Source organism: Mesorhizobium sp. M1423, assembly GCF_040317575.1.
In the GTDB taxonomy this organism is placed as follows: Bacteria; Pseudomonadota; Alphaproteobacteria; order Rhizobiales; family Rhizobiaceae; genus Mesorhizobium.
Window position 1 is genome coordinate 152225 of the sequence record NZ_JAMYKU010000015.1, and the last position, 20219, is coordinate 172443.

18 protein-coding genes are annotated in these 20219 nt (G+C 63.2%); 7 read left to right on the forward strand and 11 right to left on the reverse strand.

Features of this window, described 5'->3' with window-relative positions; genetic code table 11:
- The first annotated feature begins 197 nt into the window (after window positions 1–197).
- Genes NKG95_RS19855 through NKG95_RS19870 form a run of 4 tightly spaced genes read left to right on the forward strand, consistent with a single transcriptional unit; the run spans window position 198 to window position 4045 of the window.
- On the forward strand, window positions 198–1121 hold the full coding sequence (locus NKG95_RS19855) for a carbohydrate ABC transporter permease (protein ID WP_353042081.1): 924 nt from the start codon (window positions 198–200) through the stop codon (window positions 1119–1121).
- 12 nt (window positions 1122–1133) lie between these two features.
- Window positions 1134–1973, forward strand: coding sequence for a carbohydrate ABC transporter permease (locus tag NKG95_RS19860; RefSeq protein ID WP_353042083.1), 840 nt, complete (start codon window positions 1134–1136; stop codon window positions 1971–1973).
- Entirely contained in the window at window positions 1970–3031 is a 1062-nt protein-coding gene (locus NKG95_RS19865) for a Gfo/Idh/MocA family protein (RefSeq protein ID WP_353042085.1), read from the forward strand. The genes NKG95_RS19860 and NKG95_RS19865 overlap by 4 nt, the downstream gene beginning before the upstream one ends.
- A 15-nt stretch (window positions 3032–3046) precedes the next feature.
- Window positions 3047–4045, forward strand: a complete 999-nt coding sequence (locus NKG95_RS19870) for an ABC transporter ATP-binding protein (RefSeq protein ID WP_352481413.1) — start codon at window positions 3047–3049, stop codon at window positions 4043–4045.
- Between the two features lie 165 nt (window positions 4046–4210).
- On the opposite strand, the gene NKG95_RS19875 is transcribed toward NKG95_RS19870, so the two are convergent.
- The 5 genes from NKG95_RS19875 to NKG95_RS19895 form a co-directional block, all read right to left on the reverse strand.
- Window positions 4211–5056 (reverse strand): fumarylacetoacetate hydrolase family protein, encoded by an 846-nt coding sequence (locus tag NKG95_RS19875; protein ID WP_023720565.1) that lies wholly within the window; start codon window positions 5054–5056, stop codon window positions 4211–4213.
- 162 nt (window positions 5057–5218) lie between these two features.
- Complete coding sequence (locus tag NKG95_RS19880) at window positions 5219–5950, reverse strand: SDR family oxidoreductase (protein ID WP_353042087.1); 732 nt, start codon at window positions 5948–5950, stop codon at window positions 5219–5221.
- A gap of 178 nt (window positions 5951–6128) precedes the next feature.
- Window positions 6129–8501, reverse strand: a complete 2373-nt coding sequence (locus NKG95_RS19885) for an aldehyde dehydrogenase family protein (RefSeq protein WP_353042089.1) — start codon at window positions 8499–8501, stop codon at window positions 6129–6131.
- Between the two features lie 13 nt (window positions 8502–8514).
- Window positions 8515–9564 (reverse strand): deoxyribose-phosphate aldolase, encoded by a 1050-nt coding sequence (deoC, locus tag NKG95_RS19890; RefSeq protein ID WP_353042091.1) that lies wholly within the window; start codon window positions 9562–9564, stop codon window positions 8515–8517.
- A gap of 163 nt (window positions 9565–9727) precedes the next feature.
- Window positions 9728–10555, reverse strand: a complete 828-nt coding sequence (locus NKG95_RS19895; RefSeq protein WP_352846782.1) for a ferredoxin--NADP reductase — start codon at window positions 10553–10555, stop codon at window positions 9728–9730.
- Between the two features lie 217 nt (window positions 10556–10772).
- On the opposite strand from NKG95_RS19895, the gene NKG95_RS19900 reads away from it, so the two are divergent.
- Both NKG95_RS19900 and NKG95_RS19905 read left to right on the forward strand, forming a co-directional pair.
- Window positions 10773–12857: a hydantoinase/oxoprolinase family protein gene (locus NKG95_RS19900; RefSeq protein ID WP_353042093.1), complete on the forward strand. Its 2085-nt coding sequence runs from the start codon at window positions 10773–10775 to the stop codon at window positions 12855–12857.
- Between the two features lies 1 nt (window position 12858).
- Entirely contained in the window at window positions 12859–14601 is a 1743-nt protein-coding gene (locus NKG95_RS19905) for a hydantoinase B/oxoprolinase family protein (protein ID WP_352495105.1), read from the forward strand.
- Between the two features lie 32 nt (window positions 14602–14633).
- Here NKG95_RS19905 and NKG95_RS19910 read toward each other — a convergent pair whose 3' ends face one another.
- The 4 genes from NKG95_RS19910 to NKG95_RS19925 all read right to left on the reverse strand — a co-directional run bounded on the left by NKG95_RS19910 (window position 14634) and on the right by NKG95_RS19925 (window position 17931).
- Window positions 14634–15290: a methionine ABC transporter permease gene (locus NKG95_RS19910; protein ID WP_352468145.1), complete on the reverse strand. Its 657-nt coding sequence runs from the start codon at window positions 15288–15290 to the stop codon at window positions 14634–14636.
- Window positions 15271–16335, reverse strand: a complete 1065-nt coding sequence (locus NKG95_RS19915) for a methionine ABC transporter ATP-binding protein (RefSeq protein WP_353042102.1) — start codon at window positions 16333–16335, stop codon at window positions 15271–15273. The genes NKG95_RS19910 and NKG95_RS19915 overlap by 20 nt, the downstream gene beginning before the upstream one ends.
- Before the next feature lie 134 nt (window positions 16336–16469).
- Window positions 16470–17318 (reverse strand): MetQ/NlpA family lipoprotein, encoded by an 849-nt coding sequence (locus tag NKG95_RS19920; protein WP_353042095.1) that lies wholly within the window; start codon window positions 17316–17318, stop codon window positions 16470–16472.
- Between the two features lie 313 nt (window positions 17319–17631).
- Window positions 17632–17931: a DUF1236 domain-containing protein gene (locus NKG95_RS19925; protein WP_352846789.1), complete on the reverse strand. Its 300-nt coding sequence runs from the start codon at window positions 17929–17931 to the stop codon at window positions 17632–17634.
- A gap of 204 nt (window positions 17932–18135) precedes the next feature.
- On the opposite strand from NKG95_RS19925, the gene NKG95_RS19930 reads away from it, so the two are divergent.
- Window positions 18136–18852 (forward strand): DUF1236 domain-containing protein, encoded by a 717-nt coding sequence (locus NKG95_RS19930; protein WP_353042104.1) that lies wholly within the window; start codon window positions 18136–18138, stop codon window positions 18850–18852.
- Window positions 18853–18951: 99 nt separating this feature from the next.
- On the opposite strand, the gene NKG95_RS19935 is transcribed toward NKG95_RS19930, so the two are convergent.
- Together NKG95_RS19935 and NKG95_RS19940 are read right to left on the reverse strand one after the other, a co-directional pair.
- Entirely contained in the window at window positions 18952–19197 is a 246-nt protein-coding gene (locus NKG95_RS19935) for a polymerase (RefSeq protein WP_502906479.1), read from the reverse strand.
- A 249-nt stretch (window positions 19198–19446) separates the two neighbouring features.
- A complete protein-coding gene (locus tag NKG95_RS19940) occupies window positions 19447–20001 on the reverse strand; it encodes a DUF4142 domain-containing protein (RefSeq protein WP_353006767.1) in 555 nt (184 codons plus the stop codon).
- Window positions 20002–20219: the final 218 nt, after the last annotated feature.

Consider the following 20219-nt stretch of genomic DNA (forward strand, 5'->3'; position numbering starts at 1 on the left):
CGCCAAAGGCGACAGAGGGGTCGGTCGAGGCAGGCCGCGGCTTGATCGTTGCTGGAAAGCACGGTCGAACGACGATGGCGCGCTGCCTCGGCCGACCCCACCCGCCTCGCTTCGCGAGGCACCCTCCCCTCGAGGGGGAGGGAGGCGCCGTGCCTTTTGACGGCAATAGCAAGACCTGATCGGCGGGGACCGAACGCATGGCCGCAGCACCGAAAAGACCGTTCCGCTGGCATATCGGCGTTTTCCTGGCGCCGGCGTTGCTGGTCTATACGGCGATCATGATCTTGCCGCTGGCCGGCACGCTGCAGCTGTCGCTGTTCCGCAACATCAACCAGTCGCAGGTGTTCGTCGGACTGGAAAATTTCCGCATACTGTTCGGTGATCCCAACTGGTCGGTCAATTTCTGGAACGCGCTGCGGAACAATGTCTGGTTCTTCATCATCCACATGCTGGTGCAGAACCCGATCGGCGTCCTTTTGGCAGCACTTCTGTCCAGCCCCCGATTGCGGTTTTCCGCCTTCTACCGCACGGCAATCTTCGTGCCGACGATCCTGTCCTTCGTCATCGTCGGCTTCGCCTGGAAGCTGATACTGTCGCCGCTATGGGGCGTGGCGCCGCATATGATGGACCTTGTCGGCCTGAAAAGCCTGTTCACGCCATGGCTCGGCAAGGCGCAATATGCGTTGACCGCGCTCAGCCTGATTTCGGTGTGGCAGTTCGTCGGCATCCCGATGATGCTGATCTACGCGGCACTGCTGTCCATCCCCGAAGAGGTGATCGAGGCCGCCGAATGCGATGGCATCACCGGCATGGCGCAATTCTGGAAGATCAAGCTGCCGCTCATCCTGCCGTCGATCGGCATCATCTCGATCCTGACCTTTGTCGGCAATTTCAACGCTTTCGACCTGATCTACACGGCGCAAGGCGCCTTGGCCGGGCCGAACTATTCGACCGATATCCTCGGCACCTTCCTCTACCGCGCCTTCTTCGGTTTCCAGCTGCAGGTCGGCGACCCCAATATGGGCGCGGCGATCGCCACGATGATGTTCCTGATCATCCTCGGCGGCGTCTGCGTCTACCTATTCCTCGTGCAGACGCGCTTGCGTCGCTACCAGTTTTAGGGGAGCGTGACCATGAGCACCGCAACCCGTTCGCTGCCCCGCACCATCGGCGCGCATGCGATCCTTCTGACCTACACCGCAATCGCGCTGTTTCCGGTGATCCTCGTGATCATGAATTCGTTTAAATCCCGCGCGGGCATCTTCGGCGCGCCACTGACGCCGCCGACGCCAGGGACCTTCGACCTGATCGGCTACACCACGGTGATCGGCCAGGGCGACTTCATCCACTATTTCCAGAATAGCCTTGTCGTCACCGTCGCCTCGCTGTTCTTCGTGCTTCTGTTCGGCGCCATGGCGGCTTTCGCGCTGTCGGAATACCGCTTTCGCGGCGATTCGCTGATGGGGCTTTACCTGGCGCTCGGCATCATGATCCCGATCCGCCTCGGCACCGTCGCCATCCTTCAGTTGATGGTGGCGAGCGGTCTGGTCAACACGCTGACGGCGCTGATCCTGGTCTATACGGCGCAGGGCCTGCCGCTGGCCGTCTTCATCCTATCGGAATTCATGAAGCAGGTTTCCGACGATCTGAAGAATGCCGGCAGGATCGATGGCCTGTCCGAATACACCATCTTCTTCCGGCTGGTGCTGCCGCTTGTGCGGCCATCGATGGCGACGGTTGCCGTCTTCACCATGATCCCGATCTGGAACGACCTGTGGTTCCCGCTGATCCTGGCGCCGTCGGAGGAGACCAAGACAGTAACGCTGGGCGCGCAGCTGTTCCTCGGCCAGTTCGTCACCAACTGGAATGCCATTCTGGCCGCCCTGTCGCTGGCGATCATGCCGGTGCTGATCCTCTACGTCATCTTCTCGCGGCAGCTGATCCGCGGCATCACTTCGGGAGCGGTCAAGTGAGTTCGCAAACACCCCTTCGCGTCGTCGTCGCCGGGCTCGGCAATATGGGGCGCAGCCATGCGCTGGCCTATCACACCAACCCCGGCTTCCAGATTACCGCACTGGTCAACCGCTCGGATGTGCCGCTGCCGGAAGGGCTTTCGAGCTATGGCATCCGGCGTTCATTCGACGAGGCGCTGCGTGACGAACGGCCTGACGTCGCCTGCATCGCCACCTATTCCGACAGCCACGCCGATTATGCGGTCAAGGCATTCGAGGCTGGCTGCCACGTCTTTGTCGAAAAGCCGCTGGCAACGACGGTCGCGGACGCAGAACGCGTCGTAGCCGCGGCCAAGGCCAACGGCAAGAAACTGGTGATCGGCTACATCCTGCGCCACCACCCGTCCTGGATCAGGCTGATCGCCGAGGCGCGGAAGCTCGGCGGCCCATACGTGTTCCGCATGAACCTCAACCAGCAATCCTCCGGCCACTCCTGGGAGACGCACAAGCAGCTGATGCAGACGACGTCGCCGATCGTCGATTGCGGCGTGCATTATCTCGACGTGATGCTGCAGATCACCGACGCCAGGCCGGTCGAGGTGCGCGGCATGGGGCTGCGGCTGAGCGACGAGATTGCGCCGTCGATGTACAATTACGGGCATCTGCAGGTGCTGTTCGACGACGGCTCGATCGGCTGGTACGAGGCCGGCTGGGGGCCGATGATTTCGGAGACGGCCTTCTTCGTCAAGGACGTGATCTCGCCCAATGGTTGCGTGTCGATCGTCATGAAAGAGGGCGTCAGGTCCGACGACATCGACACCCACACCAAGACCTCGACCATCCGCCTGCACAGTGCCGCGACCCGCGCGGACGGCAAGTTCGCCAAACCGGACGAGATGCTGTCGATGGAAGGCGAGCCCGGCCATCAGGACCTCTGTGACCTCGAACAGGCGTTTGTGCTGAAGGCGATCCGCGAGGACCTCGATCTTGGCCGCCACATGGACGACGCGGTGAAGTCGCTCGCCGTCTGCCTTGCCGCCGACGAGAGCGTGCGCAGCGGCCTCGCCGTGAAACTCTAGAACAGGGACGAAGCCGTGGGCTCGCTGAACATCGAGAACGTGAAAAAGGCCTTCGGGCCGGTCGAGGTGCTGAAGGGCATCAACCTCGAGGTGACGGATGGCGAGTTCGTCGTCTTCGTCGGTCCATCCGGCTGCGGAAAGTCGACCCTGCTCAGGGTCATTGCCGGGCTGGAGGACTCGACCTCGGGCCGCGTGGTCATCGACGGGGCGGACGTTTCCGCCACGCCGCCGGCCAAGCGCGGTATCGCCATGGTGTTCCAGACCTACGCGCTCTACCCGCATCTGACGGTGAAGAACAATATGGGCCTCGGCCTCAAGCAGGCGGGCACGCCGGCGGCCGAGATCGACCGCCGCATCGGCATCGCCTCCTCGATGCTGTCGCTGGAGCCCTACCTCGAAAGGCGCCCGGCCGAATTGTCCGGCGGCCAGCGTCAGCGCGTCGCCATTGGCCGCGCCGTGGTGCGCGAACCCAAGCTTTTTCTGTTCGACGAGCCGCTGTCCAACCTCGACGCCGCACTGCGCGTCAACACCAGGTTGGAGATCGCGCAATTGCATCGCCGGCTGAAGGCGACGATGATCTATGTCACCCACGACCAGGTCGAGGCGATGACGCTGGCCGACAAGATTGTGGTCCTCAACGCGGGAAAGATCGAGCAGATCGGCGGCCCGATGGAGCTCTACAATTCGCCGGCTAACGAATTCGTCGCCGGCTTCATCGGCTCACCGAAGATGAATTTCGTCGACGGTGCCAGGCTTGGCGAAACGGCAAAGACCATCGGCGTCCGGCCCGAACATTTGACCGTCGATCCCAAATCCGGCGCCTGGAAAGGCACGGTCGTGCATGCCGAGCACCTCGGCGCCGACACCAACCTCTATCTCGACTGCGAGAAGGCCGGCTTGATCACCGTGCGCATTTTTGGCGTCTACAATGCCGAACCCGGCACCACGCTCTATGCGACGCCGGATCCGGTAAAGACCTATCGGTTTGGAGCGGATGGCAAGGTGATGAAGTAGCGCCCCTCTTCCTTCTCCCCTTGCGGGAGAAGGTGGCCGAGCGAAGCTCGGTCAGATGAGAGGTGCTAGACGGAATGAGGCGTTGGAGTTCCTTCCAACACCCCTCAACCGTCTCGGCGCTGCGCGCCGATCCACCTTCTCCCACAAGGGGAGAAGGGAAGGTTTCTACGCATCCGCCCTGAACGTCTGCTTCTGGATACCCAGCCCTTCGATACCGAGCTCGACCACATCGCCGGGCTTCAGGAACACCGGCGGCTTCATGCCGAGGCCGACGCCCGGCGGCGTCCCGGTCGAGATGATGTCGCCCGGATGCAGCGACATGAACTGGCTGAGATAAGACACGAGATAAGCGACGCCGAAAACCATGGTCTTGGTCGAGCCGTTCTGCATGGTCTTGCCGTTGACCGTCAGCCACATCGGAATGTTCTGCGGGTCCTTGACCTCGTCCTTGGTCACCAGCCACGGGCCGATCGGCCCGAATGTGTCGCAGGACTTGCCCTTGGTCCACTGGCCCTGCCGCTCGGCCTGGAAGGCGCGTTCAGAGACGTCATGTGCGACGCAGTAGCCGGCGACATAGTCCAGCGCCTCGGCTTCGGTGACATATTTTGCGGTCTTGCCGATGACCACGCCGAGCTCGACTTCCCAATCGGTCTTCACCGAGCCGCGCGGGATCAGCACGTCGTCGTTCGGCCCGACAATGGCCGAGCTTGCCTTCATGAAGATGATCGGCTCCGGCGGCACGGTTGCGCCGGTTTCTGCGGCATGGTCGGAATAGTTGAGGCCTATGCAGATGAATTTGCCGGTACCGGCGACGCAGGCGCCGATGCGCGGTTTGCCGGAAACAGCCGGCAGCGATTTCGGATCGAGCTTCGACAATGACTCGAGCGATGCCGGGTCGATCGCCCTGCCGGCAATGTCGGTGACATGGGCGGAGAGGTCGCGGATCGTTCCATCCGCATCAAGGAGGCCAGGGCGTTCGCTCCCCGCCTCGCCATAGCGCAGCAGTTTCATGCAGTTTTCTCCCAGTTGCGACCAGAGGCCGTTTGCAAACTCGCTCCGCTGCGGCGAATGGCGTGGGTTTCGAGAACCGGAGCGGAGCGTACTTAAAGTACGTGAGCCTAGGCAAGCGCGGACGCCGCGCCAGGCGCCCGGCAGAATTGGATTTTCAGACTCCTAGATCGACCAGCCACCGTCGATATTATAGGCCTGCCCCGACGTATAGGTGGCACCGGCGAGATAGACGGCGAGGTCGGCGATTTCCTCGGGCGTGCCGAGCCGGCCCATCGGCTGACGGGCGATGAAGGCGGCGCGGGCTGCTTCGTAGTCGCCCTGCGCGTGCATGCGGTCGTGCAGCGACGGGCTTTCGACCGTGCCCGGGCAGATCGCATTGCAGCGTATGCCCTTGCCGACATAGTCGGCGGCAACCGATTTGGTCAGGCCGATAACGGCCGCCTTGGTCAGGCCATAGACGAAACGGTTGGGCACGCCCTTGGTCGAGCTGGCCAGCGACGCCATGTTGATGATCGAGCCGTCGCCGCGCTCAAGCATGCCGGGCAGCACGGCGCGGATGGTGCGGATCATCGAGCGGACATTGAGATCATAGGCAAAGTCGAGATCGCCGTCCTTCATCTCGAGGATCGAGCCGGAATGGACGAAGCCGGCGCAGTTGAACAGCACGTCGACGGCGCCGATCTCGGCAAAAGCGACGTTCACCGCCTCGTCGTTTAGGACATCCAGCTTGCGGGTCTTGATACCGGGGGTCTTGCCGAGGTCGGCGAGCACCACTTCGTTGATGTCGGTGGCATGGACGACGGCGCCGGCCTTGGCGAAGGCCAGCGCACTTGCCCGGCCGATGCCTTGCGCCGCCGCCGTGACGACAACGATTTTGCCTGTCAGATCCGCCATGCTTTTCTCCTCGCCCGTCTGTGATCGTTCGGCTTTTTACCGGCACAAGGCCGGGGCGCAATGTGCCAGACGGGCGCTACCATCCCGCCTGTTTCGATATTCGCCCTGCCGGCCAAATGTTTTTTCTCGGTAAAGAACATCTTTTGGCCCGTCAAGCCCGGACGTCCCTCCGGGACACTCAGTCGCCGTAGGGCACCCAGACGTTCTTGACCTCGATCGCACGGCGCAGCAAGGCATCGCCGGCTGCTTCGCCCGATGTCCAGTCAAGGCTGTGGCCGTTGCCGGTCCAGACACGCTTGAGATTGCCGATGGACTCGGCCTCCGCCTTGGCACAGGTCTCGGCATCGGCGAACGTCCAGAGCCCGTCGACATCGTCGTGCTTGGCCAGCACGCCGGCCAGCTCGGCGCTACGGCCCGTAACGATATTGATGGCGCCCGCCGGGACATCGGAATATTCGATGACCTGGTAAAGGTCGGTGGCAAGCAGCGGGTATCGTTCGGACGGCACGGCGACCACGGTGTTGCCCATGGCGAGCGCCGGCGCAACCAGCGAGATCAGGCCGAGCAAAGGTGCGTTGTCCGACGCGACGATGCCGACGACGCCGACCGGTTCGTGCAGCGCCAATGTGACGGCGCGGGCCGGCGGCTGGTGGACGCGGCCCTCGAACTTGTCCGCAAGCCCGGCATAGAGGAACAGCCGCTCGATCGACAGCTCGACCTCTTCACCCGCCGCCTTGGCCGTCGCGCCGGTGAGCTGGGTCAGACGGGCGGCAAACTCGTCGGCGCGGCCGGACAGGTTTTCGGCCAGATAGTAAAGCACCTGGCTGCGATTGTAGGCGGTCGCTTCCGGCCAGGCCTTGCAGGCGCGCGCGGCCGCGACGGCGTCGCGGATATCCTTGCGGTTGCCGAGACCGACCTCGCCGGCGAGCTTGCCCTTGGCGCTGGCGACGGCAAGGGAATAATTGCCGTCCGGCCGGACCTGCTTACCGCCGATGAACAGCTTTGCCGTGCGGTCGATGGCATCGCCTTCCGGGCGCTCGATGGGCTGGGCAGTGGCCACAGCCGGTTTGATGATCGGGCCGAGCGGCAGTTTTGCCGAGAGATACTCGAACATGCCCTCGCGCCCGCCTTCGCGGCCGAAGCCGCTCTCGCGATAGCCGCCGAAGCCGCAGGCGGCGTCGAACATGTTGGTGCCGTTGACCCAGACGACGCCGGCGTTTAATTGCGGCGCGACGTGCAGCGCAAGATTGATGTTCTCGCTCCACACCGAGGCGGCCAGGCCATAGCGTGTGTTGTTGGCGAGCTCGACCGCTTCCTCGGTATTGCGGAAGGTCATGGTCGCCAGCACCGGCCCGAACACCTCTTCCTGGGCCAGAATGTTAGCCGGCGAAACACCTGTCGCCAGCGTTGGCAGATGGTAATAGCCCGAGGCGGGCAGTGCCGAGTCCGGCTGCCAGCATATCGCGCCCTGCTTGGCGCCTTCGGCAATCAGGCCCTTGACGCGGTCGAGTTGGGTCAAATCGACCAGCGGGCCGATATCGGTGTTCTTGTCGAGCGGGCTGCCGACGCGCAGCCGGCTCATCCGCGTCTTGACCTTGGCGATGAAGGCGTCGGCGATGCCTTCCTGCACCAGAAGGCGCGAGCCGGCACAGCAGACCTGGCCCTGGTTGAACCAGATGCCGTCGACCAGACCCTCGACGGCGCTGTCGAGATCGGCATCCTCGAAAACGACGAAGGCCGACTTGCCGCCAAGCTCCAGCGAAAGTTTCTTGCCCGAACCGGCGGTGGCCTTGCGGATGATCTTGCCGACCTCGGACGAACCGGTGAAGGCGATCTTCTGGATGCCGGGATGATTGACGATTGCCCCACCCGCCTCCGGCCCGCCCTGGACGATGTTGACGACGCCCTTCGGCACGCCGGCGCGCTCGCAGATTTCGGCGAACAGGATCGCGGTGAGCGGCGTGAATTCCGCGGGTTTGAGCACCACGGTGCAGCCCGCAGCGAGCGCCGGCGCGATCTTCCAGGCCAGCATCAAAAGTGGGAAATTCCAGGGGATGATCTGGCCGACGACGCCGACGCCCTTATGGGCTGGAAAGTCCCTGTCCAGCGCCTGCGCCCAGCCGGCATGATGGATGAAATGACGGATCGCCAGCGGCACGTCGACGTCGCGGCTTTCGCGGATCGGCTTGCCGTTGTCGATCGATTCCAGCACCGCGAACAGCCGTTGGTGGCGCTGCATGGCGCGGCCGATGGCATAGAGCACTTTGGCGCGTTGATAACCGGTGCTGGCGCTCCATTTCGGCAGCGCTTTTGTGGCGGCCGAAACCGCCGCATCGATATCGGCAGCACCGGCATCCGAGACCTTGGCCAGCAATTTGCCGGAGGCGGGATCGCTGGTGTCGAAGGTCTTTCCATTTGCAGCTGCTTTCCAGTCGCCGCCAATGAACAGGGCTTTCGAGAAATCACGGGTCGTCAGCCAGGCATCGGCCTCGTTGCGGGCCTCCGGCGCCGGGCCGTAATCCATGGCGTGATAGCGTTCGAGAATGTTCATGAAGCGCTCCGAATCACGCCATTGCGTGGCGATGATTGGCCGAGTAGTGGCCGGTCAGGTGATGCTCGAGCTGGCGCTCGATGTCGGTCAAAAGGCTCGATGCTCCGAAGCGGAACAGCTCCGGCTCCAACCAGGGCCGGCCCAGTTCTTCTTTCATCAGCACCAGCCAATCGAGCGAGGCTTTTGTCGTGGAAATGCCACCGGCCGGCTTGAAGCCGATGAGATAGCCGGTTTCCTCGAAATAGGCGCGGATGGCGCGCACCATTGCAAGGCCAACCGGCAGCGTCGCGTTGACGCTTTCCTTGCCGGTCGAGGTCTTGATGAAATCGGCACCCGCCATCATCGCCACCATCGAGGCGAGCATGACATTGCGCAGCGTGGCGAGGTCGCCTGTGCCGAGGATCACCTTCAGATGCGCCTCACCGCAGGCGGCCCGCATCGAGACGATCTCGTTATAGAGCTCCTGCCATTTCGCCCCGAATACCAGACCGCGCGGAATGACGACGTCGATCTCGTCGGCGCCGTCGCGGACCGATGCTTCGATCTCCTGCAGACGTGTCGAAAGCGGGGCAAGGCCATGCGGGAAAGCCGTGGAAACGGCGGCGACACGGATGCCGCTGCCGCGCAGTGCTTCGACGGCAGTGGCGACGAAGGGATGATAGACGCAGACCGCCGCCGGGCGGATGTTTTCGCCGGCAATGCCGAGCCCCTCGGCAATGTCGCGGCGGAATGGGTTGACCGCCTTGGCACAGAGCCGGCGCACGCGCTCTTCTGTGTCGTTCGAGTTCAGCGTCGTCAGGTCCATGCAGGCGACGGCACGCAGCAGCCAGGCAGCCTGGTTATCGGCCTTGATCGAGCGTCTTTTGGTCAGGCTGGCGACGCGGCGTTCCAGCGCCGAGCGGTTGACGCTGCGCATCGATTCCATGAAGCCAAGATCGAGCCTCATGCCGGGATTGCGAGCAATAGCATGGGCCTGCGGCATCGGCGCATTGGCGGCGGCGCGCGCCGGCAGCGGCGTGATCTTGGACGTGCCGAGATCGGTTTCGCGGATTGTGCTGCTCATCTCCTGCCCCTTGTTCAGCGACTTATGCCGAAGATAGACCGTGAAGCAGCGCTTCACGAGTCCTTCAGGCGGTCATAGCGGAAAAAGACAGTCAAGGCAGCCGATTTTTGACCGTCCGGTCAAAATCAGGGTGTCAAAGCAGTGGACGCTGAACTGCCGCGTCTCAGCCGACGAAGGCGCGCTCGACGACGAAGCTTGCCGGATGATGCAGCGAGCCTTCCTGGAAGTCGAGGCTTTCGGCCAGTTCCTTCACGTCTTTCAGCATATGCATCGAGCCGCAGATCATGATGCGATCGGTCTCGGGATTGAGCTTGTCGATGCCGAGATCGGTGTAGAATTTGCCCGAGCCGATCAGCGCGGTGATGCGGCCCATGCGTTCGGACGTCTCACGCGTCGTCGAATTATAGAGCGTGACGCGGCCGCCGGTCAGTTCGCCGATCAGCGGGTCGTTCTCCAGCGCGGCCACCAGCTCCTGGCCGTAGATGAGCTCGGCATTGTCGCGGCAGGTGTGGGTCAGCACGACTTCACCGAACTTCTCATAGGTGTCGGGATCGCGCAGCAGGCTGGCGAAGGGCGCAATGCCGGTGCCGGTCGAGATCATGAACAGGCGCTTGGCCGGCGTCAGCGCGTCGACCACCAGCGTGCCGGTCGACTTCTGCCGCATGATGACGGTATCGCCGATCTGGATCTTCTGCAGCTCCGAGGTAAGCGGGCCGTCCGGCACCTTGATCGAGAAGAATTCCAGCTCGTCGTCCCAGGACGGGCTGGCGATCGAATAGGCGCGGAACACCGGCTTCTCGGCATTGGGCAGGCCGATCATGACGAACTCGCCGGAGCGGAAGCGCAGCGACCGCGGCCGGGTGATGCGGAACGAAAACAGCCGGTCGGTATAGTGCTTCACCGAGACCACGGTTTCGGCATAGACATTGGCCGGTATCGGAAACTGCAACGGCCGAGCGCCGACGGTGTTGAACGCGGATGTGGTGTTCATCAAACCTAACCTTCTGGGCCAGCTCAGCGCCCGCGCCAAATCTTCACCTGCGCGCCCGAACCGGTCAGGTTCCTGCGTGCCCTTGCACACTCCGAAGCGGTAAGCTCTTGTGTCCGGAATTTATTAGTATACAAACGATATTTGCGTCAAGACGTCGCCGTAAAACAGCTTTCCAAACTGAGGCATGTAAGCAGTTCGGGCATTTCGGGTTTCGACAATGGAACAGAATTTTTCGGCGCAAGCTCTGGATTCGAGGGGCAGCGTCGTGGCCGGTATCGATGTCGGTGGCACCTTTACCGACCTGCTTCTGATCGACGGCCGCGACGGTGGCCGGGTGCATATCGCCAAGACCCCGACCACGGTCGACAACCAGGCTTTCGGCGTCGTTGCAGCTCTTGGTGCCACCGGCTTTCCCGTGGACGGCATCGACCTCATCGTGCACGGCACGACGACCACAACCAACGCGGTGCTGGAGCGCCGGCTGGCCAAAACCGGCATGATCACCACGCGCGGCTTTCGTGACGTCATCGAGCTTGGCCGGCGGACACGGCCGCAAGCCTATGGCATGACAGGCACCTTTGTGCCGATCATTCCGCGCAATCTGCGGCTCGAAGTGTCGGAGCGGGTCGAGGCCTCGGGCGCGGTGCGCATACCGCTCGACGAGGCCGAGATGCGGGCAGCGATTTCACAACTGATCGAAGCCGGCTGCGAATCGCTCGTCATCCATTTCCTGCATTCCTACGCCAACCCGGCGCATGAGCGGCGCGCGGCGGAGATCGGCGCCGAGCTTTGGCCGAACGGCTACATCACGACAGGCCATGCGCTGCTTTCGGAAGCGCGCGAATTCGAGCGCGGGGTGACCGCTTCGGTCAACGCCTCGGTGCAACCGATCCTCGAACGCTACGTCGAACGGCTGCGCAAGGAGCTGGCGTCAAAAGGCTACGCCCGCGACTTCCTGATCATGAACGGCAATGGCGGCATGATCTCGGCCCGCTTTGTCACACGTGAATCGGCCAAGACCGTTATGTCCGGCCCCGCCTCCGGCGTCATTGCCGCGGCCTATACCGGCAAGCGCGCCGGCTTCGAAAACCTGGTCACCTACGACATGGGCGGCACCTCGACCGACGTGGCGCTGATCCGCAATGCCGAACCGGCGGTGTCGAACGAGATCGAGATCGAATATGCGATGCCGATCCATGTGCCGATGGTGGCGGTGCATACAGTTGGCGCCGGCGGCGGCTCGATCGCCCGCGTCGATGCAGCCGGCCTGATCCAGATCGGCCCGGAAAGCGCCGGCGCCAATCCCGGGCCGATCTGCTACGGCCGCGGCGGCTTGGAGCCGACCATCACCGACGCCAATCTGGTGCTCGGCCGGCTGGCGCCGAAAAAGCTGCTGGCGGTCGAAAACCCGGTCACCGTCGAACATGTCACGGGCATATTCGAGGACAGGATCGGGCGACCTACCGGCCTGTCCGGCGTCGAGGCGGCGGGTGCGGTGCTGCGGCTGGGCAACATGAAGATGGCGGGCGCCATCCGCATGGTCTCGGTGTCGCGCGGTCACGACCCGCGCGATTTCGCGCTGTTCGCCTTCGGCGGCGCCGGGCCGCTGCATGCGACCGCCCTGGCGCGCGAGCTCGGCCTGCCGCGGGTGCTGGTGCCGGCGCGGCCGGGCATTACCAATGCGCTCGGCTGCGTCGTCGCCGATCTGCGCCATGACTTCGTCAACACGGTCAACCAGCCGGTGGCGGGGCTCGATGAAGCCCAGCTCCAAGCCATATTGGAACGGCACCGAAACGAAGGCGAAGAGTTGATCGGCAAGGAAGCGGTGAAGCCGGAGACGATCCGCGTCACGCATTCCGCCGACATGCAGTTCGTCGGCCAGACGCATATCATCAACGTGCCGCTGCCGTCGTCTGCGGTGACGCGCGAGGTCCTGCAGCAACTGTTCGAGAAGGCCTATTTCGCCCGCTTCAAGGTCGAGCTGCCGGAAATCCGCGCCAATCTGGTCAACCTCAACACCTCGGTCACCGGCGTACGGCCGGCAATCGATCTGTCGCGGCTGATCGACCCGGCTGGGCGCGCCAAAACGCTCGAAGAGGCACGGCGCGAAATCCGGCCGGTCTGGTATGGCGGGCGCTGGTACGACACGCCGGTCTACAGCAGGGAGAAACTGCCGCTCGACGCCGATATCGCGGGGCCGGCGATCCTCGAGCAGATGGACGCCACCACCGTGCTCGAGCCCGGCGACCGGGCGCGCTCGGATGCCGACGGCAACATCATCATCGACATTGGTGAGGCCTGAGATGCAAAAGCTCGACGCCATCACCCTTTCGGTCCTCCAGGCGGCGCTGCAGCAGGTCTGTGACGAGATGGACCTGACGTTTTCGCGCGCCGCTTTCTCGCCCGTCATCGCCGAGGCCAATGACCGCTCCGACGGCATCTATTCGGCAGTCGATGGTTCGCTGATCGCGCAAGGCAGCCAGGGCCTGCCGGTGTTCGTCGGCGTCATGCAGTATTCGACCAAAACGGTGATCGAGATGATCGCCGACGGACGCTGCCTGCCGCCCGAGCCGGGCGATATCTACATCGTCAACGATCCCTATCTCGGCGGCACCCATCTGATGGATGTGCGCTTCGCCATGCCGGTCTATCGCGACGGCAAGATATTCTGCTGGCTGTCGAACACCGGCCATTGGCCCGACATTGGCGGTTCGGTGCCGGGCGGCTTCTCCGCCTCGGCGACTGCGGTGGAGCAGGAAGGCTTGCGGCTGCCGCCGGTGAAATTGTTCAAGAAGGGCGTGCTCGACCCTGAGATCTACGCCATCATCTGCTCGAACATCAGGGTTGCCGACCAGCGCATCGGCGACATCCGCGCGCAAGCGGCAGCACTGCTGATCGGCCAGGACCGGCTCAACGGCATTTTGGATCGTTACGGAGACGAAACGGTCGTCGAAGCAATCGCCGAATTGCGCCGCCGGGCCGCTGAACAGATGCGTGCCAACATCGCGGCAATTCCCGATGGCATCTACCGGTCGCAGGCCTTCGTCGATTCCGATGGGGTGGTGAACGAGCCGCTGACCATTGCGCTTGCCGTCGAGAAAAAAGGCGACACGCTCCGCTTCGACTTCTCAGGCTCGTCAAAACCCTGCGCCGGGCCGATGAACAGCGTGCTGGCGACGACCTTGTCCTCGGTCTACCTCGCCATGCGCCACATTTTCCCCGACGTGCCGATCAGCGCCGGCGCCTTCGAGCCGCTCATCGTCAAGCGGCCAGAAGGCACCTTCCTCGATGCCAAATATCCGCGGCCGGTATCGGGCTGCGCGGCCGAGGTTTCGCAGCGCATCGCCGAGGCGGTGTTCGCGGCGATGGTGCAGGCGCTGCCGGACAGGGTGACTGCGGCTCCCGCCGGCTCCAGCGGCAATTTCGCGCTCGGCGGCAACGATCCGCTCCGTGGCCGCGACTACGTCATGTACCAGATATCCGGCGGCGGCTATGGCGGCAATGCCGATCATGATGGCCTGACCAATGGCTGCTCGACCATCGGCATTTCCAAATCGCCGCCGGTCGAGATCATGGAACAGGCTTTCCCTGTGCTCTATCGCCACTATGCGTTGCGCGAAGGCTCGGGCGGCGCCGGCAAGCATCGCGGCGGTTTTGGCCTCGCCTATGAGGTCGAGATCCTGCGTGGCGACGCCCGCGCCTCCTTCGTCATGGACCATGGCCGTTTCGGCCCGCAAGGCGCGCTCGGCGGCAAGGACGGCGCGGTCAACACGGTGACCGTGTTCCGCGACGGTGAGGCGCATGTGCCGCCGCACCTCTCCAAGGAACAGGACATCGCGCTGAAGGCCGGCGACCGCGTGCGCGTTGGCACGCCGGGCGGCGGCGGCTACGGCAATCCCTGGCAGCGTGATCCGGAATTGGTCGCTCGGGATATCGCCCTAGGCTATTACACACCCGCAGAAGCCGGCGAAAAGTTCGGCGTCGCGCTGTCGGCGAACGGGTTGGCGATTGACCGGGCAGCGACCGAAAAGAAGCGCGCCGGCTGACGATGCTGGCCAGCATCTCCGCTGTGCCACGCTCAGTTCCGATGATCCAGCCTCGCGACCAGCCGGTCGCCGGCCCACTGGATGCCGCAGACCAGTATGATCAGCACGATGACCACGGCGATCATGACTGACGTTTCGAAGCGCTGGTAACCGTATCGGATGGCGAGGTCGCCCAGCCCGCCGGCGCCGATGGCGCCGGCCATGGCCGAGGCGCCGATAAGCGTCACCAGCGTCACCGTGAAGCCGGCGACGATGCCGGGCAGCGCTTCCGGCACCAGCACCTCGCGGATGATCGTCCAGCGGTTGCCGCCCATGGCGCGCGCCGCTTCGATCAGCCCGTGGTCGACCTCGCGCAGCGACACTTCGGCGATCCGGGCATAGTAGGGCGTGGCCGCGATCGACAGCGGCACGATGGCGGCCCATGTGCCGATCGAGGTGCCGACGATCAGCCGCGTCACCGGGATCAGCGCAACCAGCAGGATGATGAAAGGCACCGAGCGGAAACCGTTGATGACCGCGCCGAGCGCACGGTTCACCCACAGGTTTTCGGCGATGCCGCCGCGGTCGGTGGCGACCAGCGCCAGGCCGAGCGGCAGCCCGAAAACCAGCGAGATGAGGCCGGAGGCAGCCGTCATCAGGATCGTTTCCCAGATCGAACGGACGAGAAGCTCAAACAGAACCGGCGACATGGCCAAGCACCTCCACCCGCGCATTGCGGGCTTTCAAGAACGCGATCACCTGTGCCAGGTGGTCTTGATTGCTGCCCGCGACCGCCACGAACAATGTCCCGACAGGCTGCTGCTGGACGTGATCGATGCCGCCATGCACGAGGCGGAACGAGCCGGGAACTGCCGAGGCAAGATCGGACAACAGCGGGCTTCGCGCGGCCTCACCCGCCACGTCGATCCTGAGGATCGCCTCCACGCCGGCGTTCTGCGTTAGCCGGCTTGCGATCTCCGCCGGCAATTGCGGCCTGATGCCGCCGAGCAGGCTTTGTGTGATCGCCGACTTCGGATCGGCAAACACCGACCACACCGGCCCTTGCTCGACGATTCGTCCGGCGTCGATCACCGCGACCCGGTCGGCGATCGAACGGATCACCTCCATCTCATGGGTGATGAGCAGGATGGTCAGGCCGAGCTGCCGGTTGATGTCTCTGAGCAAGGCAAGGATGGAGCGCGTCGTCTCCGGGTCCAACGCCGAGGTCGCTTCGTCCGACAGCAGCAGCGCTGGGCGCGCCGCAAGCGCCCGGGCAATGCCGACGCGCTGTTTCTGTCCGCCCGACAGCGACGCCGGATAGGCTTTCGCCTTCTCCGACAGGCCGACGAGCTCGAGCAGCTCGGCAGCGCGCGCCAGGCGTTCGGCCCTGGGCCGGCCTTCGATCTTGAGCGGCAGCGCTACATTGTCTTCGACCGTCTTGGCGGACAGCAGGTTGAAATGCTGGAAAATCATGCCGATACGCCGGCGCAGCGGCTGCAATTCGCGCTCGCAGAGCCGGCTGATGTCGCGGCCTTCGATGAAGACCTGTCCTGTATCCGGCCGCTCCAGGCCGTTTAGGCAGCGTATCAGCGTCGACTTGCCGGCGCCGCTCCGGCCGATGATGCCGAGGATCTCGCCCTGGCGCACGCTGAGCGATACGCCGTCCAGCGCCGCTGTTGCGCCGAAGCGGCGCTTCAGCTCGATGAGGCGTACGACATCGTGCGGTCCCGCGGAACGGCTGCCGACGGGATGCATGACTTCGGTGACCGGGGCGAAATGCTGGTTCATGAAAGTTCCTGTATTGGTGTCCCGCAAAACGCGATCGCGGTCCGCGTTGGAGCGCGGACCGCTTTATCATGCCGGGCTTCAGCGCCAAGTCGAGCTCGGTATCAATAGGCGCTGATGCCGGTTCCCTTGTAGACCCGGTCGAATTCGGCCTTCACCTTTTCGTTCTGGTAGGAGGCGACCAATGTCTTTACCCAGGGCTGGTTTTCATTGCCGGCCTTGACCGCGATGAAGTTGCGGTAGGGATTGTCGGCCACCGCCTCCTGGGCGATGCGGTTCTCCGGTGTGAGGCCGCTTTTAAGCGCCCAATCCGTGTTGACCACGGCCCCGTCGAGATCTTCCACCGAGCGCCCGACAATGCCAGCGTCGAGCTCCTTGACGACCAATTTCTTCGGGTTTTCGGCAATGTCGGTCGTCGTAGCCAGAATGCCGGTTCCTTCCCTGAGCTTGATCAGACCTTCGCTCTGCAGGACACGCAGCGCGCGCCCTTCATTGGACGGATCGTTCGGCACGCCGACGACGGCGCCTTCGGGCAAGTCGCCAATCTTCGCGTACTTCTTGGAATAGAGGCCGATCGGCCAGACCCCGGTATAGCCGACCGGGACGATGTGATAGCCCTGCGTCTTGATCTGGTTGTCGAGATAGGGCTTGTGCTGGAAGGCGTTGGCGTCGATTTCGCCACGCTCGAGTGCTTCATTCGGCTGGGTGTAGTCGTTGAACACCACGGTCTCGATCGTCAGCCCCCTCTCCGCCGCCTGGGCGGTCACGACCCGCCACACATCCTCGTCCTCGCCGCTCATGATGCCGACCTTGACCGCCGTCTTGTCTTCGGCGAACGACGGCGCAGCCATGCCGACAATCGCAACCGCCGATGCAAACAGTGCAGCGAGGCCGGCGCGCCGGTTTATAGTTGCTGCGAGGAATGGAAGCAAAGTGTTGATAGTCCCAGGCATGGTCAATCCCATCGGTTTTGAAATCATTGCGGCCAAGCGGAATGCGAAGCCTTGCGGGCATCATCGGAAATGCTGATCGCCAGATCAAAGAACGGTATTTCCCGCCAAATGAGGAGCCTGGAATATTCTCTCAAAGTTTCTGGCCTGGCGAGCACAGGACGCTGCCGCCTAGCGCGCTGACTCCGCTATGAGGCCCGCCGTGCGTCGGAACGGCGGGCCTTTCTGCGTCCGAATGCCCAGGCACGGGCAGCAGTTTGGGATGTCGACAATGCAGGACGCGCCGCATGTCCCTTCAAAAAACGACGCGCATTGCTCACTGGATGACCTTCACGATCCTACGCGTGCCAGGATCGACCAGGACGGTCCGATTGTCGACGACGACATAGCGGTATTTGACGTCGGGAACCTCATGAAGCTCGACGGTATCGGGCAGGGTCGAGCCGACATTGAGCTCCACGCCGGGAAGCTGGACGGACGCCAGAGGCTGCTTTTTCACATACTCGCGTACGATCGTCTCCTGCTGCGGTTCGATGACCACGTCCTGAGCGGCAGCGGCGCCAATACCCGCAAGCAGCAAGAACCCAGCCGCGGCTGCCGAAAGATGCATGCTCATGATCGTCTCCTTTCGTGGTGAGCCACCTCTGCGCTGCGCCGCGTCATGCTGTTCGCAGCGGGGTCGCTATAGGCCGGTAACGTCATCAGGTGGAGCTTGTTCCGCCGCTCGGATCGCTTGCCGTTTCGCTCCATTGGTTTGGAACAAAATTTTTTAGCCGCAGTTTTACGCGGTGAAGGGACGCATTTTCCAAGGAGATCTCTCATGAAAGGCGTTCTGATCACCAGCTTGCTAGCAATCAGCGTCAGCTGCGGAGCTGCACTTGCCCAGACGCAGCAGTCGACCGACGACCAGTCCGGCGCTAATTGCGCAGCCGGCGCTGCCAATTGCCAGAATGGCGCCAAGATGGACGAGCAGGCTCAGGGCAAGGCCGGCGCTGCGACTGATCAACAGGCGCAGGGCAAACCGAAGCTGAAGACCGACGAGCAGGCCCAGGGCAAGGCCGGCGCCACGACCGACCAGCAGGCCACGGGCAACACCAAGATGAAGACCGACGAGCAAGCCCAGGGCAAGGCCGGAACCACCACTACCGAGCAGGCCCAAGGCAACACGAAAATGAAGACCCAGGAGCAGGTTCAGGGCAAGACTGGGACCACGACCACCGAGCAGACTCAGGGCAATGCTTCTACGCAGACGCAGGACCAGAGTTCGACCGCTTCCATCAGCAATGTGACCGTTGAACAGAAGACGGAGATCACGCAGGTTATCAAGGAGACGAACGTCGAACCCGTTTCCAACGTCGATTTCGACATCTCTGTCGGCATCGAGGTCCCGCGGAAGAAAGTCCGGCTGCATCGTCTGCCGGCGCGCATCGTCAAGATCGTTCCGGCTTACGAAGGCTATGAGTATTTCGTGCTCGCCGATGGCCGGATCGTCATCGTCGACCCGAATACCTACAAGATCGTGATTATCCTGACTTAGTTGTGGCCAGACGGTTTGATTGAACCAAAGGGTCCGTCGCGCAGGTCGCGTGGCGGGCCTTTCCGCATCTCCTCGCTCAGCATCTGCTGCAATCGCAGATCACGGTCCGTCCTCGGGGCGAGGAGTGAGCACGGTGTGATCGATGGTGTCGGGCAGGCATGGACTGTGCGCGCAGCTTGTTCGGACTGACGCGGTGGTCATGGCATCACTATTCGTGACCAGCACCATTCTCGCGTAGTGCCGCGGCCACAGCGGCTCTCCAAACAGGACGAAGACGCCGCCAATCATCAAGGCCAGCAACATGAGTGCCGTAACATTTGCAAATATCTCGCCGTAACGCATCAAGGCAGCCTGTCCAGTTCGGAAAGCGATTTCAGCCTGTGACAGCCGCGACCACGACGGCGCCCAAAGCCGGCGCTACTATCCTTGAGGCCTCGCGAATGCCGCCTTCCATTGAATCCTCCCCGAACAAGCCGAATAAATAACGGCACTCTCGGTGCTTTGTTCCCGGCCGTGTGGCCGGGCGACAGCCGCTTCACACAGGCCGGTATGGGGCCGTCTTCCATTTGCGAAAACTGCAGGCGGTCTTCGCTCTCATTGATGCGCCGCAGCGAGGTCCTTGACATGACGTTCGTGCATTTGCAGCACCGGCAGCGTCTTCTTGGCAAACTCCTTCATCGCCGGATCGTCGCCGGAATTTGCGTAGGCGGAAAACAGCGCCACCGCTTCCTTATGTGCCTGGGTTTGCATGTCGATATATTTCGATTGGAAGCTGTCACCGCTGGCCTCCTTGAGTTGGTCGAGCAACGCCTGGTGCTTGGTGTCCAGCGGCGGGCCGGCCGGCGCGGTGGCCGAAGTTGTCTGACCTTTGCTGAGCGCCGCCTTGAAGTCCTCGCCGGCCTTGGCGTGGTCCGTGACCATTTGCGCCGCGAAGGCCTTCACATCGTCGGCCGTCGCCTGCTTCTGTGCAAGTCGGCTCGACTCGATTTCAAATGTATTGGCGATGGGCACCGTCTTCACGAACGTCGCCGTGTCAACCTTGCTCATGGTGTCGGTCGTCAGAGGTGTCAGCGTCGCCGATTGGGCAAAAGCAGCCAAAGGCGCGCCGGCCGTCAGCGCTGCCGCAGTGATCGATAGAAGTGTTTTCATGGAAGTTCTCCGAGGCTGATGTCATCCCTCCGATGGCTCAACGCGGAAGCTGCGGCGAGGTTGCCTGGTGGGGCGGGGGGGGGCCCCCCCCCCCCCCCCCCCCGGGCACCGTATGATGGCTGTTGAAATGAAGAGCGACCGGGCAGCCCTAGCATAGGAAGGTGTAAGGAGTTGGGGGACTGTTTTAAAATAAAATAAAGGGGTGGGGGGGGGGGGGG